Source organism: Kribbella sp. NPDC031520, from assembly GCF_055580825.1.
Map to the genome: position 1 here is coordinate 158680 of NZ_JBVIKS010000001.1, position 19171 is coordinate 177850.

Sequence of the window (19171 nt, forward strand, 5' to 3'; positions counted from 1 at the left end):
TTTCTAGTCTTTTACTGGGATGTCCAGGATCACCTGGGTGCCGGGCTTGCCGTCGTGGCGGGGGCCGAACTCCAGGGTTCCGTCCAGTTCGCCGATCACCAGCGTGCGGACGATGGACAGGCCGAGGTTGCCGGACAGTTCGGAGTCGAAGTTGTCCGGCAGGCCCAGACCGTCGTCGACCACGTCGATGTGCAGCCGGCCGACCGAACGCTCCGCGATCAGCTCGATCGAACCGCTGGCCGCTCCGGTGTCCCGGCCACCGAACGCGTGCTCGACGGAGTTCTGCATCAGCTCGGTGAGCACCATCGCCAGCGGCGTCGCGATCTCCGAGTCGAGGACGCCGAACGACCCGCTGCGCCGCGTCTCGACCACGGTCGCGACCGTCGACACGTCCGCGACCATCGCACCGACCCGGTCGGCGACGTCGTCGAAGTCCACGTGCTCGTCGAACGACTCCGAGAGCGTCTCGTGCACGATCGCGATCGAGCCGACCCGGCGGACCGCCTCGGCCAGTGCGTCCTGTCCTTCCGGAACGGTGATCCGCCGGGCCTGCATCCGGAGTAACGCGGCGACCGTCTGCAAGTTGTTCTTGACGCGATGATGAATCTCCCGGATGGTCGCCTCCTTGGTGACCAGCTCCCGTTCCCGGCTGCGCAGCTCCGTCACGTCCCGGAGCAGGATCAGCGCCCCGACGTGCTGGCCGTCGGAGCGCAGCGGGATCGCGCGCAGGAACAGGGTCGCGTCGGAGTTCTCGATCTCGATCTCCTTGGCGGCCCGTCCGGTGACCACCGACGCGAGTACGTCGTCGACCTTGTGCCCGGACTGCAGCAACTCGGCGGTGACGTCCTTCAACCGGGAGCCGACCAGGTCGGTCACCAGCCCCATCCGCCGGTACGCCGACAACGCGTTCGGGCTGGCGAACGTCACCATTCCGTGCCGATCGACCCGGATACAGCCGTCACCGACGCGTGGGGTGGTGGACAGCAGGCGTTCCCCGCCGTACGGGAAGACCCCGTCGGTGATCATCCGGGCCAGGTCCGTCGCGCTCTGCAGGTACGCGATCTCCAGCCGGGACGGGGTCCGGACGCCGAGCAGGTTGGTGTTCCGCGCGATCACCGCGATCACCCGGGAACCCCGCCGGACCGGGATGGTCTCGACCCGGACCGGTACGTCGTCGCGCCACTCCGGGTCGCCCTCGCGGCAGATCCGGCCGCCGTCGTACGCCTGGTCCAGCAGGTGCCGACGGCCGCGCGGGATGAAGCTGCCGACGATGTCGTCGAGGTACGCGGTCGGTCCGGTGGTCGGGCGCATCTGCGCACCGGCCCAGAACCCCAGCCCCTCGGTGTCCGGGAGCCAGAGCACCAGGTCGGCGAACGACAGGTCGGCGAGCATCTGCCAGTCCGAGACGAGCAGCTGCAGGCGGTCCAGGTCGGCCTGGTCGAGCGTGGTGTGGTTGCGCGCCACATCGGTCAAAGACGGCACGGGTCGATCGTATCGATTGGCTTATACCAGCCGCTGCGGTGGTTCGCTCGACAAGTGGGTGGGTGTGGGTGTTGATTGATCAGCGACTAGTGAAAGGATGCTCGGGTGGAGTCGACGTACTGGCAGGACGTGATGGCCGCGGACTACGCGGTACCGCACGACCGTACGCTGACCGAACTCACCGAGGAGCTCGTCCGCGGTCTGGCCAGCACCAACCCCCAGGTGCGTGACGCCCTGGCCTACCCGACGCTGGCCACCTGGCTGGAGCGCGGGGTGTACGACGACCTCCTGCCGGGATTCGGTGACGGCCTCTGCGCCGGGCTGAACTACGGGCTCGGTGAGGACGGCACCGACACAGTCTTCCGCCGCTCGTTCACTGCGCTGACGCTGGCGGAGGTGATCCACCGCGACAACGCTGAGTTTCTGGTGCACGACGAGGTGGTGATGCGCTGGGGCGACCGGCTCGCCACCTGGCTGCTGCGCGAGCGCGACCTGCGTGGCTACGTGAAGGACTGCGGCTGGGCGCATGCCGTTGCCCACGGCGCCGACGCGATCGGTGCGCTGGCGCGTTCCCGGCACTGCGACGCCGGCGTCCTGCGGGCTCTGCTCGACGTGCTCGCGGACCGGATCGTCAAGGACACGCCGTACCGCTGGGTGCACGAGGAACATGACCGGGTCGCGCATGCGGTGATGACGATCCTGCACCGGAACATGCTGACCAGCGACGAGCTCGAGCGCTGGCTGAAGCCGATCGCCGCGACCGCCGGCCAGCAGCCGTTGATGCACGAGACGCTGCCGGAGTGGCCGTCGCCGAACGTCTTCAACGCCCGCGGCGTCCTGCACGTCCTGCTGAGCCAGCTCGCGATCGGGGTGAAGGGTTTCCCGATCCCCGGCGACGACGAACTGTTCGGCCGCCCGATCGAGGCCCGCGCGGACATGCTGCTGATGCTGACCGAGGCGGTACAGGCCTCACAGCCGTACATCTACCGCCCCGCAGCGACCACCTAGGGCGCCGGCGCGACGTCGGCCTGTGCCTCGGGCAACGAACCGTGCCTTTTCGTTATCCGTGCACTGCCCCGTTGGTCTGGTCGCTCGTGCGGACGAACGGTAGCGTGCTCCGGTGCGCCTGCTGTGTCCCGAGGAGGTTTGCTGTGTCCCGATTGTCCGCGGTCAAACCCGCGTACTGGATCTCCGGAGTACTCCTGCTGGTGGCGATCGTGGTGCCCTTGCTGGTGCCGACGTACGCCAAGAAGGACCCGCACCTGTGGGGGTTCCCCTTCTTCTACTGGTATCAGCTGCTCTGGGTCTTCCTGTCCGCGATTCTGGTCAGTATCAGCTACCGCCTGGTCCGAGCCGAGGAGCGTAAACGGCGCGCGGCCCAGGGACTCGGTGACCCCGAGAAGGAGGGTGACCAGTGAACACCAAGGTCGACTGGGTGCAGTTGATCATCGTCGTGGTGATCTTCGCCGCTGTCACCGTGATGGGCTTCATGGCGGCCCGCTGGCGGAGCGCCGGCCGGCTCGACAACCTCGACGAGTGGGGTCTGGGCGGCCGCGGGTTCGGTACGTTCATCACCTGGTTCCTGCTCGGCGGTGACCTGTACACCGCGTACACCTTCATCGCCGTACCGGCCGCCATGTACGCGACCGGCGCGATCAGCGGGTTCTTCGCGGTGCCGTACACGATCGTGGCGTACCCGATCGTGTTCATCTTCATGGCTCGGCTGTGGTCGGTCTCGCACCGGCACGGGTATGTGACCCCGGCCGACTTCGTCCAAGGCCGGTACGGCAGCAAGGCGCTCTCGCTGGCGGTGGCGCTGACGGGCATCCTGGCCCTGATGCCGTACATCGCGCTGCAGCTCGTCGGTATGCAGGCGGTCTTCGAGACGATGGGCCTCGGCGGCAACAACACGCTGGCCAAGGACCTCCCGCTGCTGATCGCGTTCGCGGTCCTGGCGGCGTACACGTACTCGTCGGGTCTGCGGGCGCCGGCGATGATCGCGTTCGTCAAGGACTTCCTGATCTACGTGGTGATCCTGGTCGCGATCTTCTACCTGCCGCACGTGCTCGGCGGCTGGCACGGGATCTTCGGCGCGGCCCAGGAGAAGATGGCCAAGCCGAACCCGGTGACCGGCAAGCCGACCGGGTCGTTCATCCCGGCCAACGCGGGCTACGTGTCCTACTGGACGCTGGGCCTGGGTTCCGCGATGGCGCTGTTCATGTACCCGCACTCGGTGACGGCCGTACTGTCCACGAAGACGCGGAACGTCGTACGGCGGAACGCCGCCATCCTCCCGGCGTACTCGCTGCTGCTGGGTCTGCTCGCACTGCTCGGCTTCATGGCGATCAAGGCGAAGGTCAACGTGAAGGGCCTGGACGGGCTGGCGAACCCGCAGCTGGCGATCCCGCGGCTGTTCGACCAGGAGTTCCCGTCGTGGTTCGCGGGGATCGCGTTCGCGGCGATCGCGGTCGGCGCGCTGGTACCGGCGGCGATCATGTCGATCGCGGCGGCCAACCTGTTCACCCGCAACATCTACCGCGCCTTCATCAAGCCGTCGGCGACACCGAAGCAGGAGGCCCAGGTCTCCAAGATCGCTTCCCTCCTGGTGAAGGTCGGCGCTCTGGTGTTCGTGCTCGCGATGGACAAGACGATCGCGCTGAACCTGCAGCTGCTCGGCGGGATCTGGATCCTGCAGACGTTTCCGGCGATCGTGGTCGGGTTGTACACCCGCTGGTTCCACAAGTACGCGTTGCTGGGCGGCTGGGCGGTGGCGATGGTGTTCGGCACGATCTCGGCGTACAACGTGGTGAACCCGGCGACCAAGAAGCACTTCGGTGGTTCGCTGGCGAAGATCCCGTTCACCGACACGCAGGCGTACATCGCGCTGACCGCGTTCGTGCTGAACGTGATCGTCGTGGTCGTGCTGACGCTGGTGCTCCGGGCGTTGAAGGTCGCGGACGGGCAGGACACCACGCACCCGTCGGACTACACCGCGGACCGGGGCGACCCCGGGGTCGCGGACGTGATCGAGGAGGGCGGGGCGGCAGCGGTCAAGCCCTGACGCCTTCGTGGCAGGCAGTTCCGGTGGCGGCGGTCCTTCGGGGCCGCCGCCCTTCCTTTGTTCCGGCAGCGTTACGTTTTGCGGTTACGTCGACACGCTGCGGGGTCAGCTTGCCCGGTTTCGGACTACTGATTGGGCAGAATCGCACACGTGCTGCTGGTCCTCCTCGTCATGGTGCTCGCCGCCGGGGCGGCCCTCGCGACCGGCGGCCGGCTCGGCAACCTGGCCGGAAACACGTTGACCGGCGTGCACTGGCTGGCCGCGGCCGCCATCGGCCAGCTGCTCGGCTCGCTCTTCGGCGGTGCGGCGTACCCGGTCGGGCTGATCGGATCCGCGGTCTGCATCGGGGTCTTCCTGCGGATGAACCTGCGGCACCCGGGCGTCGGCCTGCTGGCCCTGGGGTTCTTCAGCAACGCGGTCGTCGTCGCCCTGAACGGGGCGATGCCGGTGTCCTTGAAAGCTTTGGAACGCGCCGGTGTAGGCGATGCCGCAATCACCGACGCGCGGCACGAGCTCGCCGACGCGACGACGCGCCTGCCCTGGCTGGGAGACGTCGTACCCGTGGCGCTTCCGGGACTCGGGCAGGCGATCAGCCCGGGCGACGTACTGATCGCCGCCGGCGCGGGTCTCCTGCTGTACGCCGGGATGGGCGCGCAGGGCCGCGTACCGGCAACGACCGCGCCGATCTGGGACGACCTCGAGCCGTGCGCCGGTACTCCCGCCCTGCTGCACCTGTCGGAGAAGGCCAGCCGCGAACTCTCAGAACCTGAACCCTCGCCCGACGACCCGCCGGAGTGACTCGACCACGACCGGGTCGTACTCCGCGCCGATGCCCAGCCCGATCGACTCCATCGCCTTGTCCGGCGACTGCCCCGACCCCTCCCCCACCAGCTGCTCGTAGGCCAGGGCAACGTTCACGATCCCGCTCTCCACCGGAATCGACGCGTCGTTGGCCCGCCCGTGCCGGTACGGATCGTTGGAGTGCCGGACGATCTCGGCCACATGATCCAGCACCCCGGACCGCTCGATCACCGCCGCCCCGATCTCCGCCGCCCGCCGCCGCTCCTCCCGAGTCCTGAGCAGCGACGCCCCACCAGGACTGGGATCCGCCAACGCCAACTGCCCCACCCCCGACAACAACGCCGCATACTCCAACGCCTCCATCCGCCCCGGCGTCAACCCCAGATCGTTGCCGATCGCCACCGCCAGCGCAGCCGTCCGCGCATTCTGCCCCGGACTACTGAACCCGGCAATCTCCGTACTCCGAGCCATCGACCGAACCGTCGTCCGATAAGTCCGCTGAGCCGAAGCAAACCGCCGAAACGCAAACTGCGTCAACAACAGCGGCACCACCACAAGCGGCACGGCCCACAACCCGATCAACGAGGCACCTGCCGCGAGGAGCACGCCTCCGAGGGCCATGGCCATACCGATCTGCCCCATCATGACCAACTCGTCGCGGAGCGCTGCTGGGAACGACATACCGAGTCGCTCGGTCGTCTGACCGGCACCGACAAGCGCATCGATCACACCGGCACTCAGCACAGCGAGCAGCATCGCCAGCAGCAGTAGGACAGCATGCTGCCAGGAGTGGTCCCAGTTCAGGTCGTCGGGAAGGACTCCGGCAAAGACCACCGCAGCGCAGGCAACCGAGATGAACCGGCGGTTGCCGACGACCAGGTCCGCGGACAGTCCGGCAATCGCGCGCGGTACCAATCCGGCCGTCGTGGCCAACCAGGTGACCGCCATCACCTGCGCGACATGAGGAACGGCATCGAGCGTCGATCCGCGCAGCAATGCATAGGCGAGCGCCGCGCTGGTCGCGATCGGCGCCCGGTTGCGGCTGCGGTCGACCTTGAACTGGACCATCTCGCCGATCGCGATCAGCAGCCCGAACGTTGCGACGTACGGCCAGTCGGTCACACCGCGACGCACCGTCATCAGCAGCGCGATCAACCCGAGCACCGTGCCCGCGCCGATGATCACCACGCCGGTACCGAGTCCCCTTGAGTCACCGGTTGTTTCCGCTGCTTCGCTCATCTCGGCCCCGCCGCTGAGCCGGACGCACCGCCGCCGCTGCCCAGACTCAGGTCGTCGTGGTCGATCGTGGCATCGACGTTGCTGTCCGGGGCCGGCTGCTCCTCGGCCGCTGCCAGCCATCCGCGCGTTCTGATGACCTGCACGAACTCGTCGACAAGAGCGGGATCGAAATGGGTCAGGCGATCCTGCACGAGGATCGCGAGCGTCTCCTCGACGCTCCGCGCCGGTCGATAGGAGCGGGTCGAGGTCAACGAGTCGAAGGCGTCCACGATTCCGATGATCCTGGCGAAGTACGGGATCTTGGATCCGCTGAGACCTGCCGGGTAGCCGGTGCCGTCGTACTTCTCATGGTGGTGCAGGACCGCGGACTTGACCTCTTCCAGGAACGGGATGTTCCCGATCAGCTCGACGCCCCGCGCCGGATGCAGCCGGATCGCGTCCATCTCCGTGTCGTCGAGACGGCCGGGCTTGCGGATGATGCTGGTGGGCACGCCTACCTTGCCCACATCGTGCAGCAGCCCGGCATGCTCAAGCGCCTGCTGCCGGTCCGCAGGCAGTCGCAGGTGGCGTCCCAGCATGCCCACGCCGCGACTGACCCGCTCCGAATGACCGCGCGTATAGAGGTCCTTCGTCTCGATGACTTCGATGAAGGCCCGCATCGCGGCCGCCTGCGCCGCGCGTTCGGCCTCGTCCTGCGTGAGCGCCCATCGCGCGACGATCAGTGGCACCATCACGAGCAGGCCGGCCAGGATGCCGAGCCCGCCCAGCCAGACGACGGCCATCAGGACCCCGAGCAGCCCGTAACCGAGCATCGGCAGCGCGGTCGGCGCGACGACCTCACGGAAGAACGAGACCACAACTTTCACGCCGCGCTCGAGGCTGAGCACCATGCACATCAACACGGCATTCACCAGTTGATGCACAATGCCCGCGGCGGTCACACCGAGGATCGCCTGCGGAGCATGGGCGAGCGCGGCATCGCCGGTCGGGGCGTTGAGTATCAGGTAAGCAACAGCACCGCCGCCTGCCGAGAGAATCCGCTGCGATGTGTTGTGAACCCGCTTCATCAGCGGAACGTCTCGCGGCTGCATCAGAGCACCTACACCGGCAACCACGACAGCAGCCGCCGGGCCGGCAATAACGTACACGGACTTGGTCACGATGGATGCCAGCGTGGCACCGCGCGCAGGACCATGTGGAAAGCGAAGAGTGCTCGCCGCCAGGACGACGACGCACAACTGAACAACCGTGGAATAGTCCGTCAAGTGGCTCAGCGCGTAAACCCAGACGGCAAGGGCAATGATGGCGACAACCGAAACCAACAGGCGTAGCGCCGAACGGTGCAGCGTCTTCGTCATCCCGCGCCTTCAGGTCAGGGTCACCACTCCCAGTCGTCTCCATGCATGATAGGCCACCTCCGATCAGCGGCGTAGTCTTGGAACCGCCGGGAGGCGGATCCAGGGGGGCAGACAGCGCAATACTGACTCGTCTGAATTTTGCTCACGCAAGCTGCGCCGAAACACTGTAAGCCCAACCGTGACCCGCCGGGCCATCTGAGGGAACCCGGCATGGTATGAGAGACTGTGACTCTTTGCAGTTGTTTCAAGGAGGCTTAGGAATGGGAAAGACCGGCCGGAAGCGCCGCGCACGCAAGAAGAAGGGCGCTAACCACGGCAAGCGCCCGAACGCCTGACCCAGGCGGCTACAGACAGCGAGGACCTCGGAGAAATCCGGGGTCTTTGCGATTTGGTCACAGCTTTACAGCAGACCACTCATATCAGAGGTTTGTATTCGGAGAGTTTCCGGCCGCGCACCGAACGCTATATTTCAAACGTTCGTTGGCCGGCTCGGCAACTGCTCCGCCTGGATCTCGGCAGGGCTGTGGACAACTGCCGACGCCCGTCGGCGGATCCCCCTAGAGTTGGCTCCGGAAGTTTCCGGTACTGACCGATATCCGGGTCCGAGGAGGGTGGGAAGTGAGCGAGCCGGCAGCGCCGACACTGAGCGAGCTGCTCCGTACCTTCCGTGCTCGCGCCGGCCTCACCCAAGCCGCCCTCGCCGAGCGGGCCGGCCTGAGCGAACAAGCCATCAGCGTCCTCGAACGCGGCACCCGCAGCCGGCCGCGCGCCGACACGGTCCGCGCCCTCACCCAAGCGCTTGCATTGACACCGGCCGAAGCCGACCGGTTCCGCACCGTTGCCAGGGGCAAACTCGGCACCCCGCGGACCGCCTCGAAGGATCCGGCCACCGATCAGGTTCCGACCCCATGGCAACTACCTCCGGCCGCGCCGGACTTCACCGGCCGCGCGGCCCAGGTGGACGCAATCCTTTCGGTACTTCGCGATTCGACCGGCGACGGCCCCGCGACCGTCGGTCTGGTGACCATCACCGGCATGGGCGGAATCGGCAAGACCACTCTGGCCGTCCATGCCGCGCACAAACTGGCCGGCAGCTATCCGGACGGCAACCTCTACCTCAACCTCCGCGGCTACGGCCCGGGCGAACCGGTCTCCCCTGTCGACGCGCAACGCCATCTACTGCGCTCACTCGGATCGGACGTCAGCTCGATCCCGGACGACGTCGACGAAGCCACCGCACTGCTCCGCTCCGAGCTGGCCGGCCGCCGCGTGTTGTTGCTGCTGGACAACGCCGCCGACGTAGCCCAGGTCCTGCCCCTGCTGCCCGGCCACGCCGGCTCCGCGGCAATCATCACCAGCCGCGGCTCCCTGGCCAACCTGCACGGCGCCAGGCAGATCCTCCTCGACGCACTCTCGGAGTCGGAGTCCGTAGACCTGCTGGCCGGTGTCATCGGCGCGAGCCGGGTAGCAGCCGAGCCCGACGCCACCCGCAGCCTCGCTTCGTACTCCGGCCGGCTACCGCTGGCCATCCGTCTCGTCGGAGGCCGTCTGGCCACCCGCCCGACGTGGCCCATCCAGCACGTCGTCGATCTGCTGCAGGATGAGGAACGGCGCTTGGACGGCCTCGGCTCCGACGAGACCGGGGTCCGCGCCAGCATCGCCAGCTCGGTGCACTTCCTCGAAACCAGTGACCGCGAACTCGACCGGCAGGCCGCCGGCGCGTTGCCGCTGCTGACGGTCCCGGACGGCTCGGACATCACGACCCAGGTCGCCGCGGCGCTACTCGATGTCCCGCTGCGGCAGACGGATGCCGTCGTCGAGCGCCTCGTCGATCTCAACCTGCTCGAGTCCGTTGCCCCCTCGCGCTATCGCTTCCACGATCTCATCCGCGCGTACGGCCGGGAGATCGCCGAGCAGAGCACCTCCCCCGTCGAGCGGGAAGACGCTCTGCTCCGGGTTCTCCGGTACTACGCCGAGGCAGGCTGGAGTGTACAGACCCTCACGCATCCGACCAATCCACGACTGCCACTGGCAACGACCGGAGTCAGCGGCCTGGTCCCGAGCTTCGGACGCAGGGAGTCGGCTCTGCGCTGGTTGGACGCAGAGCAGCGGAACCTCATGGACCGCTTCCGGCAGATACGTCAGTCGGGCCACTCGGACAGTGTGCTGCTTGCCGAGCTGCCGCTTGCCCTCTTCGGCTACAACGAGTCCCGGCGGCGCTGGCAGGAGATGCGTGAGCTCAGTGTCGGCGCGGCCGCACTCGCGCAACGGCATGACCGGCCTGCGACCGCCGCCTGGCTACAGCACGACAGCGCGATCCCGGACGCGGAGAACGACGCCGTCAGCACCGCGATCGGCACCATCCGCACAGCCCTGCGGATGTTCTCCGAGATCGACGATTCCGCCGGCCAGGCACGCTGCTGCTCGTCCCTGGCGTATTTGCTCGGTCTCGAAGGGCAGATCGACGACGCGCTGGCCTACGGCAGGATCGCTCTCTCGCTGAGCCGCACCTTGGGTGACACGACATTGGAGGGAGTCGCACTGACCGCGGTGGGGGTGCTCTACGACCGCTCAGGCAACTTCGGCCTGGCTGACGAGGCGTTTGCGGAAGGCATCGCGCTGGCCGAGCAGAACGGTGACACGCGATCCGTCTTCAAACGCTGTATCAACGCGGCGTTCGCACATGTTCAGGTGGGCAGGCACGAAGACGCGATCCAGCTGGCACGACGTGGCCTGCGCATCGTCGAGCAGACCGGCGACGCGACGTTTCAAGCCGAGTGTCATCACACTCTCGCGGTCGCGCACGCCGCCCGCGGCGAATTCGACGCCGCCGCCGAACACGTTGCGGCGGGTCTGCTGACGACGCGAATCGCCCGGGATACCGAGCGGGAAGGGCGGCTGTATCTCGAGCTGGCTCGAATCGACGCGGCCCGTGACGATCCGCGCGCAGCCGGCGAACATCTGAACATCGCATTCACGCTGCTCCAGAATGCGCCCGAGCCTTATCGGGCGGATGCCCGCCGCTTACTAGAAAAACTGCACCGTGGCGAAACCGGCGGTTACGAGGTCATCCCTTACTCGCTCTGACCGGTGGTGGTCAGTCGGTGGTCGTGATCGTCGTTTCTATTTGGATTTGGGTTAGGCGGAGGAGGATCTTCTGGCGGAGGGCGTCGGGGGCGTGGTCGGAGCCGCAGGAGCGGTGGACCAGTTTCTTGACGCAGCGTTCCAGGTCGTACTCGTCGAGGCAGGGGGCGCACTCTTCGAGGTGCTGGCGGATCTCCTCGGAACTGGCGTCCTCGAGTTCGTTGTCGATGAAGACGTAGACCCGCTGCAGGATCTCTCCGCAGTCGACGTCGTGGTGCTCGCCGCAGCTCACGACTCCTCCTTCTCCGCAGCTTCGCCGGTGCTCGACGCTGCCGCGTCCGTGCTGTCGTCCGGGATCAGGCCGCGGTCGCGGGCGTAGTCGCCGAGCAGGTCGCGGAGCTGGCGCCGGCCGCGGTGCAGCCGTGACATCACCGTACCCACCGGCGTACCCATGATCTCGGCGATCTCCTTGTACGCAAAGCCCTCGACATCGGCCAGGTACACGGCCAGCCGGAAGTCCTCCGGGATGGCTTGCAGGGCGGACTTGATGTCGGAGTCGGGCAGGTGCTCGAGCGCGACCGCCTCGGCCGACTTCAGCCCACCGGGAGTGTGCGACTCGGCAGCGGTCAGCTGCCAGTCCTCGATCTCCTCGGTCGGCGACTGCGTCGGCTGCCGCTGACGCTTCCGGTACCCGTTGATGAAGGTGTTCGTCAGGATCCGGTACAGCCACGCCTTCAGGTTGGTGCCGGGCGTGAACTGGTGGAACGAGCTGTACGCCTTCGCGAAGGTGTCCTGTACGAGGTCCTCGGCGTCGGACGGGTTCCGCGTCATCCGCATCGCCGCGGCGTACATCTGGTCCAGGAAGGGCAGCGCTTCGCGCTCGAACCGCGCGGTGCGCTGCTCGGGAGTCTCGGTCGTGGTGGGAGTGGGCATCGTGATCGAGAATACCGGGGTCTTCCCCGTGGTTCTCGCCGGAGCCTCCCTCGTCGCCATCATGTTCGTCACAACACGACCGGCCACAGGGGCATTCCCGACCGTCAGCCGGACACTTCGCGGCCGACCCATTCGAACACAGCTTCGACCAGCAGGTCGTACGTCTCCTGCTGGCTGAGCTCGGCCCGCTTCGGCACCTTGAACGAATGATCGGCGTCCGGGACGACGGCCATCTCGGTCAGCGGCGGGAACTCGTCCGGCGTACCGAACGGGTCCCGCTCGCCCTGGACGACGAGCGTCGGCAGCCCGGTGCCCTGCAACTCGTCGACCCGCGTCTTCTCCGGTTTGCCCGGCGCGTGCAGCGGAAAGGCCAGGGCGAGTACGCCGGAAGCTCCCAAGCTGCTGGCAGTACGACACGCCACCCGGGCGCCGGCGCTCCGCCCGCCGATCACCAGCGGAGTACGGACCCGGAGCTGCCCGACGATCGCGATCCACGCCTCGTCGAGCACCTTCGGCGCCGGCGCCAGCTTCTTGCCGGCCCGCCGCCAGGGCTGTTCGATCAGGAACACGTTGATGTCCTGCTTGGGCAGCCGGGCGGCCAGCGCGGCCAGGTCACCGGACTCGATTCCGGCGCCGGCACCGTGACCGAGCGCCAGCGTCGCCACCGGGCGCCGGGCGCGGTGCGCCACGATCCGGGCCTCGCCGTGCGGCGTTCCCACAATCCGTTCGTCGGTCACCCGCCCCATCCTGTCATCCGGACCGGTGCTGCGCGGGCACGAAACCCGGAACACGGGCACACTGAAGCAATGTGCGGACGCTACGCCTCGACCCGGAGCCGGGAAGACCTGCTCGGTGAGTTCGAGATCGACGCCACGAACGTCGACGAGCAGGCCATCGAACCGGACTACAACGTCGCCCCGACCAAACTGTCACCGGTCGTGCTGGCGCGACCGCCCCGCGACGACAAAGAGGGCGAGCCGGTCCGGCAGCTCCGACAGTTGAAGTGGGGTCTCGTACCGTCGTGGTCGAAGACGCCGCAGCTCGGCCGGATGATCAACGCCCGCGCCGAGACCGTCCACGAGAAGCCGTCGTTCCGCCGGGCGTTCGCGAGCCGGCGGCTGATCGTGCCGATCTCCGGGTTCTACGAGTGGTTCCCGACGCAGCAGCTCGGCAAGGGCGGTAAGCCGCTCAAGCAGCCGTTCTACCTGCACCGCAAGGACGACGACGTACTGGCGCTGGCCGGTCTGTACGAGTTCTGGCGGGACAAGGAGAAGGAGCCGGACGACGACAGCGCGTGGCTGATCACGTTCACGATCATCACCACCACGGCGACCGACGACGTCGGCCACATCCACGACCGGATGCCGATGACGGTGGCGAAGAAGGACTGGGAGGCGTGGCTCGACCCGCGGCTCAACGAGGTCGACGACATCCGCGCGCTGATGGCGCCACCGCCGCAGGGCAGCCTCGACATCTACGCGATCACCACAGCCGTCAACAGCGTGAAGAACAACGGCCCCGAGCTGCTCGAACCACTCGCGGATGCCGAGTAAGCCGCGCAGATCACATAGGGCAATCTATATAACTGTGCCTATACTTATCGTATGAGCACGGTTGGCGAGGCGTTGTTCGGGCTGGCCGCGGTCGCGATTCGCCGGCGGCCGCGGACGCTGAGCCTGACCGCTGCGTCCGTACTCTCGACGCTGGAACGCACCGGTCCGCGCCGGCTCACCGACCTGGCCGTCAGCGAGGAGGTGACGCAGCCGTCGATGACCGCGCTGGTCACCCAGCTCGTGGAGCAAGGTCTGGCCGAGCGCCGTCGGGACCCCGCCGATGCCCGTGTCGTACTCGTTGCCGTCACCGACGCCGGCACCCGCCGGCTCCGTGATCTTCGGGCCGACGGTGCGTCGACGCTGACCGACCTGATCGACAAGCTGGACGACCAGGACGCCGCCGCACTGCGCGCGGCGGCGCCGGCCATCCTCCGCCTGGTCGAGCTGGCCGGCGAGGACCAAGACAGCCGCACCCCGTTGAGGTGACCTGATGAACCACGAAGCCGAAGCCCGGCGCACTTCGATCCCCCAGAACCTCGGATCACCGGCGATCGTCGTCGGCCTCGACGGCTCGGACACCAGCTGGGACGCCTTCGCCTGGGCCGCCGGCGAGGCGCTGCGGACGAACGGCCAACTGGTAGCGGTCTACGTGATGCCGTTCTCCGCTCCGACCGCGGCGCTCGGCGTTCCGTACGACTACGCCGCCGCCCAGGACAACCAGCAGGAACTGGCCGCCGAGATCGAGGCTGAGGCGGTACGCCGCGCGCACGAGGCGGGCGTACAGCTGAGCTTCGTCGGCGAGTTCGGCGACGCGATCGGCACGCTGTCCGACGTCGCCCGCCAGGTCGACGCCCGCCTTCTCGTGGTCGGCCGCTCCGCCAAACGCCGGCACCGCCTGACCGGCTCGCTCGGCCACCGCCTCACCTGCCGCAAGGACGCCCCGGTCGTCGTGGTCGTTCCCTGAGGACCACCGCCTGGCAGACTCTGATGTCATGCGAGTCGTGGTGCTGTGTGGCGGCGAGAGCTCGGAGCGGGACGTGTCCCGGTCGTCGGGGTGGGCAGTCGCGAAGGCGCTGACCGAGCGCGGCCACGAGGTGATGCTGATCGACCCGGCGGCCGAGCAGCCAGTCCTTTCGGTACGCGTGTCGGCCGACGATGCCGCCGTACCCGTGCCGTCCGTACCTCCGTCACCGTCGGAGCGCGCCGCACTCCGGCAACGGATGTATGCCGCCCTCACCGGCGGCCCTGTCCTGGAGGAGCTTCGCCGGGCCGATCGCGTGTTCATCGCACTGCACGGCGGCTGGGGTGAGGACGGACACATTCAGGCCCTGCTCGAACTGGCCGGGGTGCCGTTCACCGGCGCGGGCCATGACGTCTGCGCCGTTGCCTGGCACAAGGGTCGCTGCCAGGCCGTGCTGGAAGTCGCCGGCGTGCCTGTGCCGCCGCGGGTGCTCTACAACTCGGCGGAGCAGCCCGAGCCTCCGGTCGCGGTCAAGGACCTGCTGGCCCGCGGACCGGTGGTGGTGAAGCCGGTCGCGGACGGGTCGAGCGTGGCCGTCCGCAAGGTCGACTCGCTGGAGGCGTTGCGCGCCGAGGGCGAGGTACTCGTCGAGCCGTTCCTGAGCGGCCGGGAGTTCACCGTCGCCGTGATCGGTACGACGACCCTGCCCGTGGTCGAGATCGAGCTGACCACGGCCGTGTTCGACTACGAGGCGAAGTACCAGCCGGGCGCGGTCCGGGAGATCTGCCCGGCCGACATCCCGGCGCACTTCGCCGAGCAGCTGCAGGAGCTGGCGCTCCGGGCGCACCGGGCCCTCGGGTTCGGTACGTCGTACTCCCGGGCCGACTTCCGCTGCGACGCGTCCGGTACGCCGTACTGCCTCGAGGTGAACGCACTGCCCGGGCTGACGCCGGGAAGCCTGGTCCCGGTCGCCGCGAAGGGCGCCGGCATCGGGTACGCCGAACTCGTCGAGCAACTGCTGCAGACGTAGCGGCGGCGGATCGCCCACCCCGTGTTAGGCGATCCGCCGCCGGATCGATGCGCCCGGCCGCCCCCCTGTTGGCGTCCGGGCGCAAGTTCTACGGTCTGGCCAGCTCGTCGAGGAGCCGGCCGGCCATTGCGTCAGTACCGGGCAGGCCCTCGATCCAGATCCGGGCCAGCTGCGGTACGTCGGTGTCCAGCCGCCACTGCGTGATCAGGGCTCGTACCGTCGCGACCTGCTCCGGCAGGTTCGGCTCGCGGCCGACGAGCGCCGCCGCGCGGCGTGAGCCGATGCGGCCCAGTACGTCACCCCCGCAGAAGACGATCCGCAGGCATTCCGCGACGTCGACGAGCCGGAGCTCGCGGTCGAACGGCGAGGTGCCCGGCGGATTGAGCGGTTCGACAACCACCAGTGCATGGGTTTGCGGTACGGAAGTTCCACGGAATTCCGCCTCTCGGTAGAGCTCGCCCAGCCTTGACCGCAGGTGCGCCAGGCTGGACAGCCCGGTCAGCGGGTCCTCGCAGGACAGCGAGTGCAGGTAGACCAGAGATGCCTCGGCCCAGCTGGAACTGAGTGCGCGTACCGCTGCGAAAGCCGGCTCGCCCCCGGCGATCGAGCGGTACAACGCACTCAGCCCATCAAGTGCCTCCACCAGCGAGACACCGTCGGCCGCAAGGCGGCGTCCGGTCTCGTCCGATGCAGGCACAACATCGGCACCGTCCCGAAGCGCCTCGGCGATCGCGAGATAGGCGCTGTGGTCGATGCCAGCTGTGCCGTGCGGATCCCTCCCACCGCACGGTTGATCGATGGACGACGCCTCCGGCACGAGCCGGGCGGGCGACCCCGCCAGGTTCAGGGACTTGGCCGGACGCAGGTCGAGCCGTCGACGGATATCCGCGAACAGCGACATGGTCCTCCTCGAAAAACAGCCCCGTCAGTCTCCCGACCGGTCGGCCGGAAGCGTCGTACGCCGAAGAGACCGACCCGGTGACGATTCATGACGCGGATTCGCAGAACTTTTTTTCGCGTAACTTCCGCACTGGCGATCTCGTAAGGAAAGGGGCACACTCTCGGCAGTTCCGCGGCAGAGATGATGCGCCAAATGATGCGCACAGCCCGTCACACGTGGGAGCCTTGTCCTCGGCAACTACATGTGACTCACTGTCACGTTGCCGCACTGAGAGTTGTCACAGAGCCCACGGGGGAGATGGAATGGAGACGCCGGACGGCCAGCCGGATGCGCCGAGCGACGCGGAACTGATCGCGCGCGTGCGCAACGGTGACCTGGAGGCGTACGGCGAGCTGTACGCGCGGCACCACTACGCCGCCGAGCGGATGGCCCGCCAGCTGGTCCCGGCCAACGACGCCGACGACCTGGCCAGCGACGCGTTCGCGAAGGTGCTGGACGCGCTGCGGGCCGGCGGCGGCCCGGACATCTCGTTCCGCGCGTACCTGCTGACGACCGTACGGCGGGTGCACGTCGACCGGATCCGTTCCGGCAAGAAGGTGCAGTCCACCGACGACATCGCGGCGTACGAGCGGGAACCCGAGGGCTTCGACGACCCGACCGTCACCGGTTTCGAGAGCGGTGCCGCGGCGAAGGCGTTCGCGAGCCTGCCCGAGCGCTGGCAGGCCGTGCTCTGGCACACCGAGGTCGAGGGCGAGAAGCCGGCCGCGATCGCGCCGCTGCTCGGCCTGACCGCGAACGGCGTCTCCGCGCTCGCGTACCGGGCGCGCGAGGGTCTGCGGCAGGCGTACCTGCAACAGCACCTGGCCGACGTCGCCGGAGACCGCTGCCGCTGGACGACCGAGCGCCTCGGCGCGTACGTCCGCGGCGGTCTGACCAAGCGCGAGAACCGGAACGTCCGCGAGCACCTGGACGACTGCGCGAAGTGCACCGCGGTGTACCTCGAGCTCGTCGAGGTCAACAGCGCGCTGCCGGCGCTGCTCGCCCCGGCCCTCCTGGGCACCGCCGGCCTCGGATACCTGGCCGCTGCCTCCGGCGCGAAGGTCGGCCTGGTCGGCTTCGTCGTCACCGGCTGGCGCAAGGTCACCGAGAACAGCACGCGGACCGCGGTCGGCGCCGGCGCGGTCGTCGTGGTCGCGGTCGCCGCCGTACTCGCCGCGATGGCGCTCACCGGCAACAAGACTCCCCCGGCCGCGATCGACCAGCCGAAGCCGTCGGCGACCCAGCCGACCCAACCGCCGGCGAACCCGACCGTTCCGCCGGTCAAGCCACCGACGGTGAAACCGCCCACGGTGCAGCCGACGCAGCCGCCGGCGTCCAACCCGACGACGGCTCCGACCACCGCACCTACGACCGCGCCGACCACACCGACACCGACCCAGACGACGCCGCCCCCGAGTACGCCGACCCCGCCCAAGCCGACGCCGACGACACCGATCCGGTACCCCGGCATGGTGACGATCACGATGCCACCGAGCGGTGGCGGCGCCCCGGCTTCCGAGGGAACCCGGTCGGCGGCAGCCGCCGGGGTCCGGTTCGTGATCACGATCAAGCCCCCGGCAGGCAACGCGAATCCGGTGATGATCACGTTCAAGTACGGCGCGGAGCTGGAGTGGCCCATCAACGGCAACCCACCGGGTTGGACCTGCGTCAAGACGACTGAGATGTGCACGGCAGCCACCCCGGCGAAGCCCGCACCGATCACGATCACCTTCGACGCCCCGACCGGCGGGACGGTCGCCGACCGGACCTTCACCGTGAACGCGAAGACCGGCCGGCTGTACGACTACGCGTCACGCACCCTGGACGCCACGCCGAGCACCGACGAGAACCTGCTGAAGATCCTCGACGGCAGGACCGACCCGGACGTGCACCATCGGATCCTCACCGTCACTCCGCGGGCGAACCGCACCAAGGTCACGCTGAAGATCACGTACGGCAAGGCGCTGGAGTGGCCGATCGCCGCGAACCCGGCCGGCTGGAAGTGCTCGGAGGCGACCGCGACCTGTACGGCGGCCAATCCGGACAAGCCGGCCCCGCTGGCGGCGGACTTCGACGTACCCGACGACGCGTCGGCCGCGGCGCGCACGTTCACTGTGACGGCGCAGGCGGACCTGGTCAGCGACACCGACTCCGAGGTGCTGCCCGGCGTCCAGCAGGACGAGTCGCTGCTGCAGATCATCACGCCGACGCCTTCCCAGGACCCGAATCCCTTTGTCTACAACAGGTTCCTGAAGGTGAACGGTGCGCAGGGCCGGCGGGTCGAGCTCGACATCTCGTGGGGCCGCAACCTGGTGTTCCTGCCGTCGTTCGACCTCGGCTGGACCTGCGACCGGACCAGCGACATCCGCCGCGCGACCTGCTGGACGAACAACTACCAGAGGCCGCTGAACTCCGAGTGGAACGCCTGGTTCCCGTGCACCAGCCCGAACAACGTCTTCACCGTGCACGCCCGCCTCGGCGGCCGCGAGGACACCGACAGCGCCCAGATCCCGCCGTCAGAGTCCCGCCGCTGAAACCGGGTTGCCGTAGTCCCTTATCCTGGTTGTGTTCGCGCTGACGGAACCAAGTAGCGCCGTACTGCACGTCGGAGAGAGTCGCCGGTAGCTGGGAAGGCGATACGTGCAGCGGTGGCGAAGACACTCCCGAGCGACTGCTGTGCAAGAGGCCAGGCCCTTCGGGCTTGGTGAAGGTGTGGTGGCACCGCGAGA

General features: G+C 68.2%; 18 protein-coding genes. 11 read left to right on the top strand and 7 right to left on the bottom strand.

Translation table 11 applies throughout. The annotated features are described in order from the left end of the window. Nucleotides 1-3: 3 nt before the first annotated feature. Nucleotides 4-1482 carry a sensor histidine kinase gene (locus ACZ5BU_RS00750; RefSeq protein ID WP_465694473.1) on the bottom strand — a complete coding sequence of 493 codons (1479 nt, stop codon included), beginning with the start codon at nucleotides 1480-1482 and terminating at the stop codon, nucleotides 4-6. Nucleotides 1483-1587: 105 nt separating this feature from the next. Here ACZ5BU_RS00750 and ACZ5BU_RS00755 point away from each other — a divergent pair, with 105 nt between their 5' ends. The 4 genes from ACZ5BU_RS00755 (at nucleotide 1588) to ACZ5BU_RS00770 (ending at nucleotide 5341) form a co-directional block, all read left to right on the top strand. Next, nucleotides 1588-2490 carry a DUF2785 domain-containing protein gene (locus tag ACZ5BU_RS00755; protein WP_465694475.1) on the top strand — a complete coding sequence of 301 codons (903 nt, stop codon included), beginning with the start codon at nucleotides 1588-1590 and terminating at the stop codon, nucleotides 2488-2490. A gap of 143 nt (nucleotides 2491-2633) precedes the next feature. Then, entirely contained in the window at nucleotides 2634-2900 is a 267-nt protein-coding gene (locus ACZ5BU_RS00760; protein WP_387651420.1) for a DUF3311 domain-containing protein, read from the top strand. Continuing rightward, on the top strand, nucleotides 2897-4543 hold the full coding sequence (gene mctP, locus ACZ5BU_RS00765) for a monocarboxylate uptake permease MctP (protein ID WP_465694476.1): 1647 nt from the start codon (nucleotides 2897-2899) through the stop codon (nucleotides 4541-4543). Before ACZ5BU_RS00760 ends, mctP begins: the two co-directional genes overlap by 4 nt. Before the next feature lie 150 nt (nucleotides 4544-4693). Next, a complete protein-coding gene (locus ACZ5BU_RS00770) occupies nucleotides 4694-5341 on the top strand; it encodes a DUF5317 domain-containing protein (protein WP_465694477.1) in 648 nt (215 codons plus the stop codon). Here ACZ5BU_RS00770 and ACZ5BU_RS00775 read toward each other — a convergent pair. Both ACZ5BU_RS00775 and ACZ5BU_RS00780 read right to left on the bottom strand, forming a co-directional pair. Then, nucleotides 5303-6583 carry an HD-GYP domain-containing protein gene (locus ACZ5BU_RS00775; protein ID WP_465694479.1) on the bottom strand — a complete coding sequence of 427 codons (1281 nt, stop codon included), beginning with the start codon at nucleotides 6581-6583 and terminating at the stop codon, nucleotides 5303-5305. The genes ACZ5BU_RS00770 and ACZ5BU_RS00775 overlap by 39 nt on opposite strands. Continuing rightward, nucleotides 6580-7941, bottom strand: a complete 1362-nt coding sequence (locus ACZ5BU_RS00780) for an HD-GYP domain-containing protein (RefSeq protein ID WP_465694480.1) — start codon at nucleotides 7939-7941, stop codon at nucleotides 6580-6582. Before ACZ5BU_RS00780 ends, ACZ5BU_RS00775 begins: the two co-directional genes overlap by 4 nt. 260 nt (nucleotides 7942-8201) lie before the next feature. On the opposite strand from ACZ5BU_RS00780, the gene ACZ5BU_RS00785 reads away from it, so the two are divergent. Continuing rightward, nucleotides 8202-8276: a 50S ribosomal protein bL37 gene (locus ACZ5BU_RS00785; RefSeq protein WP_369759046.1), complete on the top strand. Its 75-nt coding sequence runs from the start codon at nucleotides 8202-8204 to the stop codon at nucleotides 8274-8276. A 283-nt stretch (nucleotides 8277-8559) separates the two neighbouring features. Further along, on the top strand, nucleotides 8560-11028 hold the full coding sequence (locus tag ACZ5BU_RS00790) for an ATP-binding protein (RefSeq protein WP_465694481.1): 2469 nt from the start codon (nucleotides 8560-8562) through the stop codon (nucleotides 11026-11028). 10 nt (nucleotides 11029-11038) lie between these two features. Here the strand turns inward: ACZ5BU_RS00790 and rsrA are convergent, their stop codons facing one another. The 3 genes from rsrA to ACZ5BU_RS00805 all read right to left on the bottom strand — a co-directional run bounded on the left by rsrA (nucleotide 11039) and on the right by ACZ5BU_RS00805 (nucleotide 12704). Further along, nucleotides 11039-11317 carry a mycothiol system anti-sigma-R factor gene (rsrA, locus tag ACZ5BU_RS00795; protein ID WP_465694483.1) on the bottom strand — a complete coding sequence of 93 codons (279 nt, stop codon included), beginning with the start codon at nucleotides 11315-11317 and terminating at the stop codon, nucleotides 11039-11041. Beyond that, nucleotides 11314-11958, bottom strand: a complete 645-nt coding sequence (locus tag ACZ5BU_RS00800; protein ID WP_465694484.1) for a sigma-70 family RNA polymerase sigma factor — start codon at nucleotides 11956-11958, stop codon at nucleotides 11314-11316. Before ACZ5BU_RS00800 ends, rsrA begins: the two co-directional genes overlap by 4 nt. Nucleotides 11959-12062: 104 nt before the next feature. Continuing rightward, nucleotides 12063-12704, bottom strand: coding sequence for an alpha/beta hydrolase family protein (locus ACZ5BU_RS00805; protein WP_465694485.1), 642 nt, complete (start codon nucleotides 12702-12704; stop codon nucleotides 12063-12065). Nucleotides 12705-12764: 60 nt separating this feature from the next. On the opposite strand from ACZ5BU_RS00805, the gene ACZ5BU_RS00810 reads away from it, so the two are divergent. Genes ACZ5BU_RS00810 through ACZ5BU_RS00825 form a run of 4 tightly spaced genes read left to right on the top strand, consistent with a single transcriptional unit; the run spans nucleotide 12765 to nucleotide 15502 of the window. Then, nucleotides 12765-13511, top strand: coding sequence for an SOS response-associated peptidase (locus tag ACZ5BU_RS00810; RefSeq protein WP_465694487.1), 747 nt, complete (start codon nucleotides 12765-12767; stop codon nucleotides 13509-13511). A gap of 51 nt (nucleotides 13512-13562) precedes the next feature. Continuing rightward, complete coding sequence (locus ACZ5BU_RS00815; protein WP_465694488.1) at nucleotides 13563-13997, top strand: MarR family winged helix-turn-helix transcriptional regulator; 435 nt, start codon at nucleotides 13563-13565, stop codon at nucleotides 13995-13997. Between the two features lie 4 nt (nucleotides 13998-14001). Continuing rightward, nucleotides 14002-14475 (top strand): universal stress protein, encoded by a 474-nt coding sequence (locus ACZ5BU_RS00820; RefSeq protein WP_465694489.1) that lies wholly within the window; start codon nucleotides 14002-14004, stop codon nucleotides 14473-14475. 28 nt (nucleotides 14476-14503) lie between these two features. Further along, on the top strand, nucleotides 14504-15502 hold the full coding sequence (locus tag ACZ5BU_RS00825) for a D-alanine--D-alanine ligase family protein (protein ID WP_465694491.1): 999 nt from the start codon (nucleotides 14504-14506) through the stop codon (nucleotides 15500-15502). An 88-nt stretch (nucleotides 15503-15590) separates the two neighbouring features. Here the strand turns inward: ACZ5BU_RS00825 and ACZ5BU_RS00830 are convergent, their stop codons facing one another. Next, entirely contained in the window at nucleotides 15591-16403 is an 813-nt protein-coding gene (locus ACZ5BU_RS00830) for a hypothetical protein (RefSeq protein ID WP_465694492.1), read from the bottom strand. A gap of 302 nt (nucleotides 16404-16705) precedes the next feature. Here ACZ5BU_RS00830 and ACZ5BU_RS00835 point away from each other — a divergent pair, with 302 nt between their 5' ends. Beyond that, the gene (locus ACZ5BU_RS00835) at nucleotides 16706-18976 is read left to right on the top strand and encodes a sigma-70 family RNA polymerase sigma factor (protein ID WP_465694493.1); all 2271 of its coding nucleotides are present in this window, start codon (nucleotides 16706-16708) and stop codon (nucleotides 18974-18976) included. Nucleotides 18977-19171: the final 195 nt, after the last annotated feature.